General features: G+C 35.1%; 18 protein-coding genes. 8 read left to right on the top strand and 10 right to left on the bottom strand.

Going from position 1 to position 12,988, the window contains the following annotated elements:
- Positions 1 to 347: 347 nt before the first annotated feature.
- Positions 348 to 1,190 carry an SAM hydrolase/SAM-dependent halogenase family protein gene (locus ACQ65V_RS13930; RefSeq protein ID WP_430468382.1) on the bottom strand — a complete coding sequence of 281 codons (843 nt, stop codon included), beginning with the start codon at positions 1,188 to 1,190 and terminating at the stop codon, positions 348 to 350.
- A 121-nt stretch (positions 1,191 to 1,311) separates the two neighbouring features.
- On the opposite strand from ACQ65V_RS13930, the gene ACQ65V_RS13925 reads away from it, so the two are divergent.
- Positions 1,312 to 2,265, top strand: coding sequence for a PhoH family protein (locus tag ACQ65V_RS13925; RefSeq protein WP_155087771.1), 954 nt, complete (start codon positions 1,312 to 1,314; stop codon positions 2,263 to 2,265).
- Positions 2,266 to 2,378: 113 nt separating this feature from the next.
- Positions 2,379 to 3,332, top strand: a complete 954-nt coding sequence (locus ACQ65V_RS13920; RefSeq protein WP_430468381.1) for a phosphoribosylaminoimidazolesuccinocarboxamide synthase — start codon at positions 2,379 to 2,381, stop codon at positions 3,330 to 3,332.
- A gap of 135 nt (positions 3,333 to 3,467) precedes the next feature.
- Here ACQ65V_RS13920 and ACQ65V_RS13915 read toward each other — a convergent pair whose 3' ends face one another.
- From ACQ65V_RS13915 to rlmD, 4 genes are all read right to left on the bottom strand, one after another.
- Positions 3,468 to 3,992, bottom strand: coding sequence for a DinB family protein (locus ACQ65V_RS13915; RefSeq protein WP_430468380.1), 525 nt, complete (start codon positions 3,990 to 3,992; stop codon positions 3,468 to 3,470).
- A gap of 120 nt (positions 3,993 to 4,112) precedes the next feature.
- Entirely contained in the window at positions 4,113 to 4,856 is a 744-nt protein-coding gene (locus ACQ65V_RS13910) for a DUF6048 family protein (RefSeq protein WP_430468379.1), read from the bottom strand.
- Positions 4,837 to 5,376: a DUF6452 family protein gene (locus ACQ65V_RS13905; RefSeq protein ID WP_430468378.1), complete on the bottom strand. Its 540-nt coding sequence runs from the start codon at positions 5,374 to 5,376 to the stop codon at positions 4,837 to 4,839. The genes ACQ65V_RS13910 and ACQ65V_RS13905 overlap by 20 nt, the downstream gene beginning before the upstream one ends.
- 5 nt (positions 5,377 to 5,381) lie before the next feature.
- Positions 5,382 to 6,863, bottom strand: coding sequence for a 23S rRNA (uracil(1939)-C(5))-methyltransferase RlmD (gene rlmD, locus ACQ65V_RS13900; RefSeq protein WP_430468377.1), 1,482 nt, complete (start codon positions 6,861 to 6,863; stop codon positions 5,382 to 5,384).
- Positions 6,864 to 6,962: 99 nt separating this feature from the next.
- Between rlmD and ACQ65V_RS13895 the strand changes: the two genes are divergently transcribed.
- The 4 genes from ACQ65V_RS13895 (at position 6,963) to rocD (ending at position 9,850) form a co-directional block, all read left to right on the top strand.
- The gene (locus tag ACQ65V_RS13895) at positions 6,963 to 7,469 is read left to right on the top strand and encodes a hypothetical protein (RefSeq protein ID WP_430468376.1); all 507 of its coding nucleotides are present in this window, start codon (positions 6,963 to 6,965) and stop codon (positions 7,467 to 7,469) included.
- Positions 7,470 to 8,021 (top strand): RNA polymerase sigma factor, encoded by a 552-nt coding sequence (locus ACQ65V_RS13890; protein ID WP_430468375.1) that lies wholly within the window; start codon positions 7,470 to 7,472, stop codon positions 8,019 to 8,021.
- Positions 8,011 to 8,397 (top strand): DUF6768 family protein, encoded by a 387-nt coding sequence (locus tag ACQ65V_RS13885; protein ID WP_430468374.1) that lies wholly within the window; start codon positions 8,011 to 8,013, stop codon positions 8,395 to 8,397. Before ACQ65V_RS13890 ends, ACQ65V_RS13885 begins: the two co-directional genes overlap by 11 nt.
- A 172-nt stretch (positions 8,398 to 8,569) precedes the next feature.
- Positions 8,570 to 9,850: an ornithine--oxo-acid transaminase gene (rocD, locus tag ACQ65V_RS13880; RefSeq protein ID WP_430468373.1), complete on the top strand. Its 1,281-nt coding sequence runs from the start codon at positions 8,570 to 8,572 to the stop codon at positions 9,848 to 9,850.
- On the opposite strand, the gene ACQ65V_RS13875 is transcribed toward rocD, so the two are convergent.
- Genes ACQ65V_RS13875 through ACQ65V_RS13860 form a run of 4 tightly spaced genes read right to left on the bottom strand, consistent with a single transcriptional unit; the run spans position 9,847 to position 11,166 of the window.
- A complete protein-coding gene (locus tag ACQ65V_RS13875; protein ID WP_430468372.1) occupies positions 9,847 to 10,254 on the bottom strand; it encodes a DUF2752 domain-containing protein in 408 nt (135 codons plus the stop codon). The genes rocD and ACQ65V_RS13875 overlap by 4 nt on opposite strands.
- A complete protein-coding gene (locus ACQ65V_RS13870) occupies positions 10,241 to 10,516 on the bottom strand; it encodes a CD225/dispanin family protein (RefSeq protein ID WP_430468371.1) in 276 nt (91 codons plus the stop codon). Before ACQ65V_RS13870 ends, ACQ65V_RS13875 begins: the two co-directional genes overlap by 14 nt.
- 18 nt (positions 10,517 to 10,534) lie before the next feature.
- Positions 10,535 to 10,858: a CCC motif membrane protein gene (locus ACQ65V_RS13865; RefSeq protein ID WP_273291291.1), complete on the bottom strand. Its 324-nt coding sequence runs from the start codon at positions 10,856 to 10,858 to the stop codon at positions 10,535 to 10,537.
- 8 nt (positions 10,859 to 10,866) lie between these two features.
- Complete coding sequence (locus ACQ65V_RS13860; RefSeq protein WP_430468370.1) at positions 10,867 to 11,166, bottom strand: DUF2752 domain-containing protein; 300 nt, start codon at positions 11,164 to 11,166, stop codon at positions 10,867 to 10,869.
- 86 nt (positions 11,167 to 11,252) lie between these two features.
- On the opposite strand from ACQ65V_RS13860, the gene ACQ65V_RS13855 reads away from it, so the two are divergent.
- Positions 11,253 to 11,471: a hypothetical protein gene (locus tag ACQ65V_RS13855; RefSeq protein WP_155087758.1), complete on the top strand. Its 219-nt coding sequence runs from the start codon at positions 11,253 to 11,255 to the stop codon at positions 11,469 to 11,471.
- Entirely contained in the window at positions 11,461 to 12,018 is a 558-nt protein-coding gene (locus ACQ65V_RS13850) for a Smr/MutS family protein (protein ID WP_430468369.1), read from the top strand. Before ACQ65V_RS13855 ends, ACQ65V_RS13850 begins: the two co-directional genes overlap by 11 nt.
- Here ACQ65V_RS13850 and ACQ65V_RS13845 read toward each other — a convergent pair.
- Positions 12,015 to 12,980, bottom strand: coding sequence for a hypothetical protein (locus ACQ65V_RS13845; protein ID WP_430468368.1), 966 nt, complete (start codon positions 12,978 to 12,980; stop codon positions 12,015 to 12,017). The two genes, ACQ65V_RS13850 and ACQ65V_RS13845, sit on opposite strands and share 4 nt — an antisense overlap.
- Between the last annotated feature and the right edge of the window lie 8 nt (positions 12,981 to 12,988).

Here is a 12,988-nt window from a genome sequence, read left to right as displayed (position 1 = left end):
TTAGGTATCAACTTTTGATACTTAATTTATTTAAGAAGCCAAAAAACCAATTAACTTGAGGGATTGCTAGTTGTAAAATCTTGATTTATAGCTTTCTTAAAACAATAAGACACCTTAAACTTATTTTACCCTATGAGAAATTATTAAAAAATAAATTTAAGTGGGTCTAATAGATATACGTTAAAAAAATGTTAATGGTTTTTTGTTAAAAAAAGTTAAAGTGTAACTAATTGATTAACAAATTTTTGAAGGCTAAAATAATTTTGAATTGTAAGAATTTTGTAAATTTTGTTAGTCTAAAATATTCTACAGAAAATTGGGAGAGAACTTCAGATATAAAATTTAGATCAACTTTTAGAAGATGTAAAGTTAACGGTCACTGTATCCATGGTTTTTAATCCCATAAGTGTAGAAGCACTACCTACAGTGGTACAATTGCTTTTGTAGACTGCTATTTCTAAATAACCCGAAGAATTAAAAACAACCAAACCTTTGCCTTCATCGTTACGTTTGGATTCCTCAATTTCAAAATTTACAATATCACTGTATTTACTATATATTTTTTTAAACTTATGGTTACGTGCAGATATTTCAAAATCACGAGTTTTTTGGACCTCTTCAAAAAACTTCTGAGTAATATTGGTAATTACGTTTCCATAGTTATCAATATAAATTACACTGCCTATGATTTGATTTTTTTCGTCATTAACAAACGGAATTAAATTCTTAATGGGTTTAATAGTGTTAATAACTTTTCCTATAACCTCTAAAGTACCTCCTCGTGCAATATGGCATGCTACTTTTACAAAGACATCCAAAACAGGAAAACTGGTTTCTATTTTATCGTGGATATTAATTTCAACAATTTTCTCTGGTGCAATTTCAGCACAGATCATACTCATTATCCCGTTGTTGGCGCATATAAAGTAATGATCATCTAATTTAACTGCAATGTGCTTGTTTTCAGGATTTAACTCAGAATCAATTCCGATAATATGTATCGTCCCTTTTGGAAAACTACTGTATGCATTTAAGATAATATAAGCCGCTTCAGAAATATTAAAAGGGGACACAGAATGTGAAATATCTACAATCCTAACATCTAACAATTCACTATAAATAGCACCTTTTATTGCACCAGCAAAATGATCTTTTTCTCCAAAATCAGTTGTTAAAGTGATTATAGCCATGAATTAATTGTTGATATTTTTTTTAGAATTGAGGTCTTAAAATTATTAGATTTGTCTGTGTCTCAGTGATACACAAAACTAAGAAAAGAAAACAGATTAACATACTAAATTCAGTAGCCTTTTGAACGAACTTATCCTTGAACTCGAAGAAATAACTCCTAAAGAATTTTTCGGTGCGCAAAATGCCAATATAGAACTTCTAAAAAAATATTTCCCTAAACTAAAAATTGTAGCCAGAGGCAATAAAATTAAGGCCTATGGTGATGAGAGTTTGCTCGAAGAGTTTGATACCAGAATGATGATGTTGATGAAACATTTTGGCAAATATAACAAGCTCGATGAGAATGTTATTGAACGTATTTTAACTAGCAATAGTAGTGAAGATTACAATACCTCTGCTAAAAGTGGCGAGGTTATAGTTCACGGTGTTGGTGGTAAGCTGATTAAGGCACAAACCGTCAACCAAAGAAAACTTGTTGAAAGCATCCGTAAAAATGATATGGTATTTGCCATAGGTCCTGCTGGTACAGGGAAGACCTATACTGGTGTGGCTTTGGCAGTACAAGCCTTAAAAAGCAAGGAGGTGAAACGTATTATTTTAACACGTCCTGCGGTTGAAGCAGGTGAAAACCTTGGGTTCTTACCAGGTGATTTAAAGGAAAAATTAGATCCTTATATGCAACCTCTGTATGATGCCTTACGAGATATGATTCCGCATGAAAAATTAGAGAATTACATCGAGAAAGGAGTCATTCAAATTGCACCATTGGCATTTATGCGTGGACGTACTCTAGATAATGCTTTTGTAATTTTAGATGAAGGCCAAAACACCACACATGCACAGATGAAAATGTTCCTAACACGTATGGGTAAAAATGCCAAGTTCTTATTGACAGGAGATCCTGGTCAGGTGGATTTACCACGTCGTACCATATCTGGACTTAAGGAAGCCTTGCTTGTTCTTAAAAACGTGGATGGTATTGGTATGATTTATTTGGATGATAAGGATGTGATTCGTCATAAGTTGGTTAAGAAGGTTATAGCGGCTTATAAGAGTATTGAGAATCGAGATTAGTTTCAGTTTTAACAAACAGAATTCAGTAGATGGTTCTCGATACATTTCGACTAAAGTCGAAACACTCGAACTGACGGACAGATAAACAATTAAACGCATAAACGTTTAAAAAAATGAGCAACACAATAATAGATACCAACTTCAATTTCCCCAACCAGAAAAGTGTGTACAAAGGCAAGGTAAGGGAGGTGTACAACATCAACGATGAGCAATTGGTGATGGTTGCCACAGATAGATTGTCTGCTTTTGATGTGGTAATGCCAAAAGGTATTCCATATAAAGGACAAATTCTCAATCAGATTGCAACCAAGATGATGAAGGACACAGAGGACTTGGTACCAAATTGGCTGGTGGCTACGCCAGACCCGAATGTAGCTGTGGGTCATTTATGTGAGCCATTTAAAGTAGAAATGGTGATTAGAGGTTATATGTCTGGCCATGCAGCTCGTGAATATAAAGCAGGAAAACGCATGCTTTGCGGAGTCCCTATGCCAGAAGGCATGCAGGAAAATGACAAGTTTCCAGAGCCCATCATCACACCAGCTACAAAGGCTGAAATGGGAGACCATGATGAAGATATTTCTAGAGAAGATATTCTGAAACGCGGTATAGTCTCTGAGGAGGATTATGCAGTGCTTGAAGATTACACACGCAAACTATTTCAGCGTGGTACAGAAATAGCAGCTTCGAGAGGATTGATTTTAGTGGACACCAAATATGAATTCGGGAAAACAAAAGATGGACAAATCGTATTGATTGATGAAATCCACACACCAGATTCCTCACGTTATTTTTATGCAGAAGGTTACCAAGAACGACAAGATAGAGGAGAGGCTCAAAAGCAACTCTCTAAAGAGTTTGTGCGACAATGGTTGATATCTAATGGATTTCAAGGATTAGAAGGACAATATGTACCTCACATGAGCGATGAATATATTAAAACCGTTAGCGACCGTTACATTGAACTTTATGAGAATATAACTGGTGAGACTTTTGTAAAGGCTGATGTTTCTGATATACAGAGTAGGATAGAAGCTAATGTATTGGAGTATTTGGGAGGTGTTTAGTTGTTGAGTTGTTGTCATTCTGAACTGTCACAATGAGCTTGTCGAAGTGATGTTTCAGAATCTAGTATCACTTCAGATTAGAGATGCTAAAATAAATTGACTACATCGAATCTTTGATTTCAGCATGACAAAATTTTAATATTTTTCTTTCAAAGTTCTAGTATGATGCTCCACATGGTGCGCTGTCCACATTATGATTTCGCGTACTGGCATTTTGCCCATTAATGGATGTGGAAGTATAACCGTGTCTAAATTCTTATCACTGATTTTTTTCGTTTTGTATTGCAGCTTCTTGCTTTCGGTTTGAAGTCTATTGAGTATGTACTTCTTATCTGCAATCGTTGGTACTTTCATGTTTTGAGAGCCTTTAAAGGTTTTGCCTTTAGCGTCTTCTAAACGTTCTTGGTAGCGCTTTACAATAGCGTTGTAGTCTCTAACTGGTCTGTTCGCTTTTCCAAACTTAAATCGTAATACATATTTAGGTAGGCTCAAAGCATCGTTAAGAGGTTTTATGCTTTGTAATAAGTGCAGTGCTTGTTGACCTTGCGTCCATTTGCCTTCTGGTCCTTGTGTCCAATGTTCGCTCGGTTGTTGCTCTAACCATGAGATTAATTCAGAATGCTTGGCATCAATTAAGTCCGCAATAGCTTCTTTATCCATAGAAGTGGTTTTGATAAAGAAAAGATAGGGAATATTTTGTTTAGTTGTGGATTTGTTTATTTAGCCATTAGCCATTAGCCATTAGCCATTAGCCATTAGCCATTAGCCATTAGCCATTAGCTATTCCTCTTCTTTTTCTTGAATAACAATTTTGTCTTTTTTAAAGATTGGCACTAGGTAAGAGAGATTAAACCCAAAGCCAACACCAAAACGACCACTGTCATAAGTACGATTAAAGCCAGGAATGTAAAGGTTTTCAAAATTATCTGGTGCAGTTTCTGTGACGAGTCCCTTTAGCTGCACGTTGATGCCAGCATAAAAATTATTGAACATTTCTGCTTTTATACCTATCTGTATTTCTGCCCAAATTGCCGTAAGCCCTTTGAATTCTTCACCTTCTTCAACAGAAAATAAATCGTCGTTCCAATATTGATGATTGACATCATATACTCTGTAACTATTTAAAGTTTGACTAAAGGTACTAGCTCCAGCACGGAAACCAACATAAATCATGTTTTCCATATCGAGCCAGTTCTTGTAAAAATTAAGATCTATTCCGCCTTTAAAATAGCTTCCTTTTGTGGTGTTATTTAGGACTTCGTTTTCTATGGTCCGTTCTTCATTACCAATTTCACCAGCCAAATAGATTTTTTTTGTCAGACGATAATCTCCCATAATCTCGAAGCCTGTGTAGTTATCGTCAAAAAACGTACGTCCCAGTTTGCTGATATCAGCACCTAGTCGTAAACCATACTTTTGCTTATAGACCAAAGTGTCCGTTACGGTTTTCTTTTCCTCTTGTGCAAAAGCTATTGTAGAGAACAACAGCAATATGGCCATGCTTTTAATGTAAAATGCGTACATGTACTGTATTTTCGTTTTCTACTTCCGTTACTATTGTTTCTACAGCACTTATCCAGCTGTCTTCCTCTAAATTAACATCTAGGTTATTAAATATACTTTTATAGCCACATGCTCTAGAGACATATACGAACTCTGTTGTATATGTAATTTCAATTATATCTACATCAGATTGTGTGGTGTCGTCTTCATCTAATCTTAGGTTTGTGTCCTTTTCTAGAATGAATCGTGCAGTTATAAGATCATCTTCAATACCAACAATTAAGGGTAATTCAACGGCTGTAGTATTCTCATTAAACAAAATCGTTTCATCAACATTTGCTACTGGAGGATTAGGGTCTGGTAAACCTTCACCATGAACTGTTAGTCTGGATACACTTTTTAAATCATCAGGATTGTTTATGTCGTAAAACTCTACTAAAAGACGAGGTGTAGTTGCAGTACCTTCGGCACAGATGTCGTCGCGTTCGCACGACAGTATCATTAGGAATGCAAAAAGAAGTAAAAATTGTTTTTTCTTCATTAAATTTAGTTTGAGCGATTTGCCAAAGGCCCATTATGGGCTTCAAATAAAACTACAGTTTCAATATGAGCCGTATGCGGAAATTGATCCACCAAACTCAGCTTTTTTACCTCATAACCAGAGCCCATTAATTGCTCAGTATCTCTCGCTTGTGTAGCAGGATTACAAGATACATAAACCAAACGTTCTGCATTAAGGTTTATTATTTTTTTAAGGGTTTTGGGTGCAATACCAGCTCGAGCAGGATCTAGGATAATTGTCCTGATTTTATTGGTGTACTCAGGATGTTCGGTTAAGAACTTCCCAACATCAGCTGCATAAAACTTTAAACCTTCAATAGCATTACGCTTCGCATTTTCCTTGGCATCTTCAATGGCCGAAGCCACAATGTCCACACCAACGATTTTTGTATTATTAGCCTTGCTAGCAATTATTTGTCCTATGGTGCCTGTGCCGCAGAACAAATCTAACACCACCGAATTATCCACTGCTTCTTTGTTTTCAAGTGCATACTCCACAACTTTACCATAGAGTTTCTCAGCACATTTAGGATTGGTCTGAAAAAAGCTTTTCATACTGATTTCAAAATTTAAGCCCAATAATTCTTCTACAATTTTGTCCTCACCATACACAAGATTAATGCTTCCGGAAGTAGCTATGGTACGGTCACCAATTTCATCGTTAATGGTATGTAATAAACCAGCAAGACGGTTACCAAACAATTCAACTAAGAAGTTAGCGAATTTTTTCAAGTTAAATTGCTCTAAATCATGAGAGGTCGTTACTAAATTAAATAACAACTTGTTGGTTTTGTACGATTTTCGGACTACGAAATACCTAAAAAAACCTTCTTTGCGTGGTGCATGCCAAGGTGCCAATCCTGTAGCTTTACAATATTCCCTAATGTCTTTTAAATGGTTTTCAACATCAGCATCAAATAAACCAGAATCTTTTTCCAAGTTTTCACCACACCACCAAAGTCCACGTCTTTTAAACCCTAATGTAAATTCATCTACATCGGTTTTTAGCTCTCTATCGTACCCAATCGCTGAAAAACCATATTCCATTTTATTACGATAATGAAAGGTGTTTGGTGAACTAACAAATTCATCAAGCTTATCTTCAATATCAGTAACCTTGCCTATACGCTTAAATAATTCTAAGGTACTTTGCTTTTTGTATTCGTGTTGTTTTTCAATAGGTAACTGAATGTATGGTGCACCAGGAATATCTTGATAAGGCATTTCAACTTCGTCCTCCGAAGGTTTTAAAACGTCGAGCAGTTTACATTCTGCGTATTTTTTGCTCGATTTTTTTACTTGAGCCTTAACCAGTTGGCCAGGCAAGGTATTGGGAACAAACACTACAAACTCACCATGTTCATTTCTAATGCGACCAATACCCTTGCCACCAAAGGCATAGTCTTCGATTAAAATCTCAATAATTTGTCCGCGTTTTACGAATTTGTTGCGTTCCCTTCTTGGCATGTATAGAAAAATTGAATGCAAATATAGTGGCATTTTGGACTATCTTTAAAAAGTTTGAAATAAAATTGAACCTTTTCAAATCTTTTACGTCTTTAGAATATGAAGGCTATAAATATACATTCGCGTACCATCGGTCAACCTAAGGCAAAGGTCTCGCAATTATTTAAAACATTGGCAACCCAAGATGATTTAATTTGGCCTTGTGAAAATTGGCCAGCTATTAGATTTAAAAATGGATTAAGAGTTGGGAGTCATGGAGGTCATGGTCGTGTACGTTACACTATTATCGATTTTAGAGAAGGTGATTATATTAAGTTTCAGTTTACAAAGCCTAAAGGTTTCAATGGTACGCACGAGCTAATGATTTCAGAAATTGATAAACACACCACTGAAATAACGCATGAAATACGAATGAAAACCAATTTTAAAGCTTCACTCTTATGGATTTTTGTGATTCGTTGGCTCCATGATGCTCTAATTGAAGAGGCTTTTGACAAGGTAGAAAACCATTTTCAAAACAATAAAAAGAAAACAACCTATAATTTTTGGGTTAAACAATTGAGAACGTATTACAAACGTAAAGCCTTTCAAACCAAACCAGCCTAATTGAAAACCGACCAAAATATAGATGCCGATTTAATAGAAGCTTATAAAGCAGGAAACAAAAGTGCGCTTGCTGCTTTAGTGAAACGATGGCATAAGGCATTTTGTAATAAGGCTTATTGGTTGGTAAAAGATAAGGATGTGGCAAAGGATATTGCGCAAGACAGTTGGACGACCATAATCCATAAAATTGATAAGCTAAAAAATCCAAATCAGTTTAAATATTGGGCTTATAGAATTGTATGTAATAAATCGACAGATTGGTTGCGGCAACAAACTAAAAATCAAAAACGAACTATTGGTTATAACAAGGAAATAGAAAGTAAGGAAGAGCATTATTCCGAAAATCAGATTCAGAAACAGATACTTTTAAAAGCCATAAATGCGCTACCAGTAAACCAAAATGAGGTTGTAAAACTTTTTTACCTTCAAAATTATAGCCTAAAACAAATAAGTGAACTATTGAATATATCTGTAGGAACAGCTAAATCGAGACTGTTTCATGCAAGAGAAAAATTAAAAAAAACTTTAAAACATAAAGATTATGAAAACTAATATGGAAGACATAGACAAATTAATAAAAGAGACATTAACAGCAGAAGAAGCTAAATTCTATGATGATTTAGACGAACAAAATGTTTGGCAAATGATATTTGGGATTTTTGAAGGAAAAAATAGCTGGATTGTTTATCTAATGAGTATTGTACAGGTCATTTTCTTCGGGTTGTTTATCTATTGTGCAATTCAGTTCTTCAATGCAGAAGCTACTAATGACCTCATTAAATGGGGGATTTTTGGAACCTTGGCTTTAATGGCTTCGAGTATGTTGAAGCTGTTTTCTTGGATGCAAATGGATAAAAAGGCCATTATCAGAGAAATTAAGCGATTAGAATTACAGGTTTCTTCGTTAAGTAGTAAAATCTCAGAATAGGATTTTATTTCAAATGGAATATTTAGTAACTTTACAGCCTCTAGGGATGATTTCTCTCCCACGCTGCTTTTTCAAGGCTTCACCATGACTTCAAAAATGGTACGCTAAGTCTTCGAAGGAATAAAGGTGATGAAGGAATGGACATTTTATTCACAATTAAAATTTTATTAAAATGGCTGTTTTAGACCAATTAACGTCGCAACAAGCGATCGATTTAGAAAACAAGTATGGTGCGCACAACTACCATCCGTTACCAGTAGTATTGAGTAGAGGAGAAGGCGTGTATGTGTGGGATGTAGAAGGTAAAAAGTATTACGATTTTCTTTCTGCTTATTCTGCAGTAAACCAAGGACATTGTCATCCAAAAATTGTTGGTGCAATGACCAATCAGGCACAAACGTTGACCTTAACCTCTCGTGCATTTTACAATGATATGTTAGGGAAGTACGAAAAATTTGCAACCGAGTATTTTGGGTTCGATAAGTTATTACCAATGAATACAGGTGCTGAAGCTGTGGAAACGGCGTTGAAGCTATGTAGAAAATGGGCTTACGAAGTCAAAGGTATTGACGAAAATGAAGCAGAAATAGTAGTTTGCGAAAACAACTTTCATGGACGTACCACAACTATTATTTCATTTAGTAACGACCCAGTAGCACGTAAGAACTTTGGACCTTACACCAAAGGATTTATTAAGATTGAATACGATAATCTTAACGCTTTGGAAGATGCGCTACAAAACAACCCAAATGTAGCAGGTTTCTTAGTTGAGCCTATACAAGGTGAAGCAGGAGTTTATGTTCCGAGTGAAGATTATTTAACAAAAGCTAAAGCTATTTGTGAAAAATATAATGTACTGTTCATCGCTGATGAAGTTCAAACAGGTATTGCACGTACAGGACGATTACTAGCCACTTGTGGCAACTGTGATTGTACAGATAAAAATTGTTCTTCAGAGCCTGAAGTAAAACCAGATGTATTAATTCTTGGTAAGGCATTATCTGGCGGAGCATATCCGGTTTCAGCGGTATTGGCTAATGATAATATTATGAATGTCATTAAACCAGGAAACCATGGAAGTACATTTGGAGGAAATCCAATAGCAGCAGCTGTTGCTATTGCAGCTTTAGAGGTTGTAAGAGACGAAAAATTAGCCGAAAATGCTTTTGAATTAGGTAACTTATTTAGGTCGGAATTAAACAAGTATATTAAAACGAGTTCTATAGTAAACTTGGTAAGGGGTAAAGGTTTGTTAAATGCTATCGTCATCAATGATGATGAAGAGAGTGAAACCGCCTGGAATATTTGTTTAAAATTAAGAGACAATGGTTTATTGGCAAAACCAACACATGGCAACATTATCCGTTTTGCACCACCTTTGGTAATGAACAGAGAGCAACTGTTAGACTGTGTGTCTATCATTACTAAGACTTTAAATGAGTTTGAAGATTAAGGTGCTAATTCACTAAAAGGTGCAATAGGAATATTGCGCAATACCCAAAAAATAATGACCATTGCTAATATAGCTTTGGTCATTTTTGATTTATGTAGAAGGTTGTCATAGGTTTTAGACCCAAATTTGTTAAAAAGGAATAGTATAGCTTGATACGCTAAAACTAAAACCAGCAGTAAAATTAGATAGTTGTGCTTTATTCCTGTAATGATGTTTCCTTGAAGAAAATTATGCACAGCCCTTTGACTTCCACAACCAGGACAATACAATCCTGTAAAGCTTAGGAACGGACATTTTGGAAAAAATGCGGATACTGATGGGTCTATAAAAAAATATAGTGGTAGAGCTAAAAGCAACACTACCACTATAAGTACTATATATATAGTTTTGTTAAAATTCACCATTAGTGGCAGCGCCTAAAAAGGCCAATCCGAATATTAGTACATATACCAACAAGCCTAAAGCCGCAACAACTATAGAGACAATTCCCCAAGTTTTTGCATTTTTAGAGGCACTCATAGCTTTTTCATAGTTGCCATCTTCATAGGCACTATTAACTTGTGTTGCATAAATTATACTTACTATTCCGGTTGGTAAACAACACAAGATTGTGCTGATTATCGCTAATGCCAAATAGCTATTTGGTCTTTGTGGTTTTTGGTCCATTTATTGGGTTTTAGTTGGTTATTGTTGCCATTGCTGCATCATTTCTTCAGATTGACGCATTATTTCATCCCATCCCACAGTATATATTCTGTAAACGGTCATTATTAAATAAATCACATTAATAATCAATATTACGAGAGCAACAATTTTAGCAGTTTTCATTGCATTTATACTACTCTGATCATAATTTTCAGGGTCAGCAGCAACTTTTTTAAGATTACTTTGAGCTATAAAGTATGCTGGTCCTGCCAGCAAAACACCAGCACCGCCAAAACAGCAGCATAATAATCCGATAATCGATAATACATATACAATTGCTGGATTGAGTTTTTGTTGTTCCATAATGAATTTTATTTAAGATAAAGTTTAAGTAAATAACTGACTATGATTATGACCACATTCAGTATTGCCAATATAGTAATTATTTTATTTCCGTTTTTAAAATTCTTAAAACTATTGAGTATAATAAACCCAATTAATGCTATAAGCGTATAAATTGCAGGATACATATAAAAGGCAGAAATAAATTCACCTTTTATTAGCAAAGCCAAAGAACGCTGAAGCCCACAACCCATACACTCAAAGCCAAACAACTTTTTGTTAAGGCAAGGCAACATATAATCTTCTATTCCTTTAATCAAAAATAGCATAGTGCTAAAATAGGGATTTGCAAATACTTTTTTATTAGCTCTAAATAATTATTCTAAAGCTTATTTTTGCATAAAATAGAATTAAAATGAATATTTCAAGAACCATAAACTTTGTTTGTATTGTAGCTGGTGGAATTATTGCCATATATGCTCAAGCAGAAGAAAAGCAGAACACCTATTTATTAATGGGAGGTATCATCTTATTGATGTTTGGGATCTATAGAACATCTCGAAATATTCCAAGTAAAAATGACAAGCAAGAGGAAGAAACTTTTGTAAAAAGCGAGAAGGTAGATGAAGATTAAAGTTGGTGATACAGTTGAAACTATTGACGATGCCATAAAAGGTGTTGTGACAAAAACCTCTGGTAACTCAGTTACGATTGAAGATGTTGATGGTTTTGAGCTTCAGTTTGAAGCCAAAGAACTAGTGATTATAAACTCTGAAAAAACACTAAAAAATGCCATTTATAATTCTGATATAGAAGCCGTAAAAAAAGAGAAGGAAACGGTAAAGAGAAAATCAGTACCAACCGTAAAGCCTAAAGAACGAAATGCACCAAAATTTGAAGTCGATTTGCATATTCACCACCTAACGGATTCTACTAAAGGTATGACCAATTTCGATATGCTGAATCTTCAACTAGATACAGCAAGAGGACAGCTAGAATTTGCGATACGTAAACGCATACCTAAGGTTGTTTTTATACATGGAGTGGGAGAAGGTGTGTTACGACAAGAGCTCGAAACTTTATTCGGCAGATATAATAACGTAAAGTTTTATGATGCTGATTATAAAACCTATGGGCTAGGAGCCACTGAGGTTAGAATATTTCAGAATGTAGCACCCTAATCTTCTTCCTGTAAAGGAAAAGAGTAAGTTAATGTACCAAGATCGAGTTCGTCTGCTGATAAGATATCAAAATCGAAACCTGTAATCAAGAAACTTGCAGTTACCGTTCTGGAATATTCGTTATCATCTGTTAAGCCTGGGTCACCGTAATCTGTAGCTTCTAATTCATTAAGGTAATGAGCAATGGAAACACCTTCAGTGATAGAAGTGTCATTTATAGGGTTTTTATCTAAATCTTCATCCTCAAATCGAGTTAATACACCATCACCATCATCATCGGTGTCTAGATAATCTGCAGTACCATCATTATCTGTATCTAAAGGATTGGTTGCAGGATTATCGTCGCCATCAGCATTTTCTGTATCGAGTTCATTTATTGTTTTTACATTGTCATTGTCATCGTCTTCATCTAAATAATCAGCAATACCATCACCATCTGTATCTTGAGGATCTGCTAAACCTCCAGGTCCGTATTCGTCTTCACTCGGAATACCATCGTTATCATCATCGTCAATGGTAACCGTAACAAAGGCAGTACCACTATCAGCTTCATAATCTTCTACAATGGTCAAATCGGCTGGCGGTACCAAATCGCATAATTCGTCAGTTCCAACAGACCTATTGTAGGTTCTATAGATAAATCTAATGGTTGACATATTTATTTCAAACTCTATAGGATCATCTACGGGAGTAGCTTCTGTAAACGGAAATTCTTGATCGTTATTTCGTGGAATAATCAAGGATAAAGATTCATTGGGATCCTCACGTAAATCATATATTAAAAATGACTCTGTGCTATTAGTACAGTAGTCTAGTTCTTTATCAAACTCTAAATCTACAGTGATAATATCACCATCATCACAAGCAGTTAAAAGAAATAAAGAAAGTACGATATAGATTCGACGCATCATGGTTTCAATTTTGAACAAAAATAACGGATTTGTAAAATTATAACGTTGCATTAACTAAA

The sequence above is a fragment of the Winogradskyella ouciana genome (assembly GCF_965284585.1).
In the GTDB taxonomy this organism is placed as follows: domain Bacteria; phylum Bacteroidota; class Bacteroidia; order Flavobacteriales; family Flavobacteriaceae; genus Winogradskyella; species Winogradskyella ouciana.
Note: the sequence above shows the minus strand (reverse complement) of the source record. Positions and strands in the feature narration are given on the sequence as shown.

What these genes read in the sequence shown, in the direction of transcription:
- ACQ65V_RS13930 (WP_430468382.1), bottom strand. Translation starts at nt 1,190, where the DNA reads ATGGCTATAATCACTTTAACAACTGATTTTGGAGAAAAAGATCATTTT.
- ACQ65V_RS13920 (WP_430468381.1), top strand. Translation starts at nt 2,379, where the DNA reads ATGAGCAACACAATAATAGATACCAACTTCAATTTCCCCAACCAGAAA.
- ACQ65V_RS13915 (WP_430468380.1), bottom strand. Translation starts at nt 3,992, where the DNA reads ATGGATAAAGAAGCTATTGCGGACTTAATTGATGCCAAGCATTCTGAA.
- ACQ65V_RS13910 (WP_430468379.1), bottom strand. Translation starts at nt 4,856, where the DNA reads ATGTACGCATTTTACATTAAAAGCATGGCCATATTGCTGTTGTTCTCT.
- ACQ65V_RS13905 (WP_430468378.1), bottom strand. Translation starts at nt 5,376, where the DNA reads ATGAAGAAAAAACAATTTTTACTTCTTTTTGCATTCCTAATGATACTG.
- rlmD (WP_430468377.1), bottom strand. Translation starts at nt 6,863, where the DNA reads ATGCCAAGAAGGGAACGCAACAAATTCGTAAAACGCGGACAAATTATT.
- ACQ65V_RS13895 (WP_430468376.1), top strand. Translation starts at nt 6,963, where the DNA reads ATGAAGGCTATAAATATACATTCGCGTACCATCGGTCAACCTAAGGCA.
- ACQ65V_RS13885 (WP_430468374.1), top strand. Translation starts at nt 8,011, where the DNA reads ATGAAAACTAATATGGAAGACATAGACAAATTAATAAAAGAGACATTA.
- rocD (WP_430468373.1), top strand. Translation starts at nt 8,570, where the DNA reads ATGGCTGTTTTAGACCAATTAACGTCGCAACAAGCGATCGATTTAGAA.
- ACQ65V_RS13875 (WP_430468372.1), bottom strand. Translation starts at nt 10,254, where the DNA reads ATGGTGAATTTTAACAAAACTATATATATAGTACTTATAGTGGTAGTG.
- ACQ65V_RS13870 (WP_430468371.1), bottom strand. Translation starts at nt 10,516, where the DNA reads ATGGACCAAAAACCACAAAGACCAAATAGCTATTTGGCATTAGCGATA.
- ACQ65V_RS13865 (WP_273291291.1), bottom strand. Translation starts at nt 10,858, where the DNA reads ATGGAACAACAAAAACTCAATCCAGCAATTGTATATGTATTATCGATT.
- ACQ65V_RS13860 (WP_430468370.1), bottom strand. Translation starts at nt 11,166, where the DNA reads ATGCTATTTTTGATTAAAGGAATAGAAGATTATATGTTGCCTTGCCTT.
- ACQ65V_RS13855 (WP_155087758.1), top strand. Translation starts at nt 11,253, where the DNA reads ATGAATATTTCAAGAACCATAAACTTTGTTTGTATTGTAGCTGGTGGA.
- ACQ65V_RS13850 (WP_430468369.1), top strand. Translation starts at nt 11,461, where the DNA reads ATGAAGATTAAAGTTGGTGATACAGTTGAAACTATTGACGATGCCATA.
- ACQ65V_RS13845 (WP_430468368.1), bottom strand. Translation starts at nt 12,980, where the DNA reads ATGCAACGTTATAATTTTACAAATCCGTTATTTTTGTTCAAAATTGAA.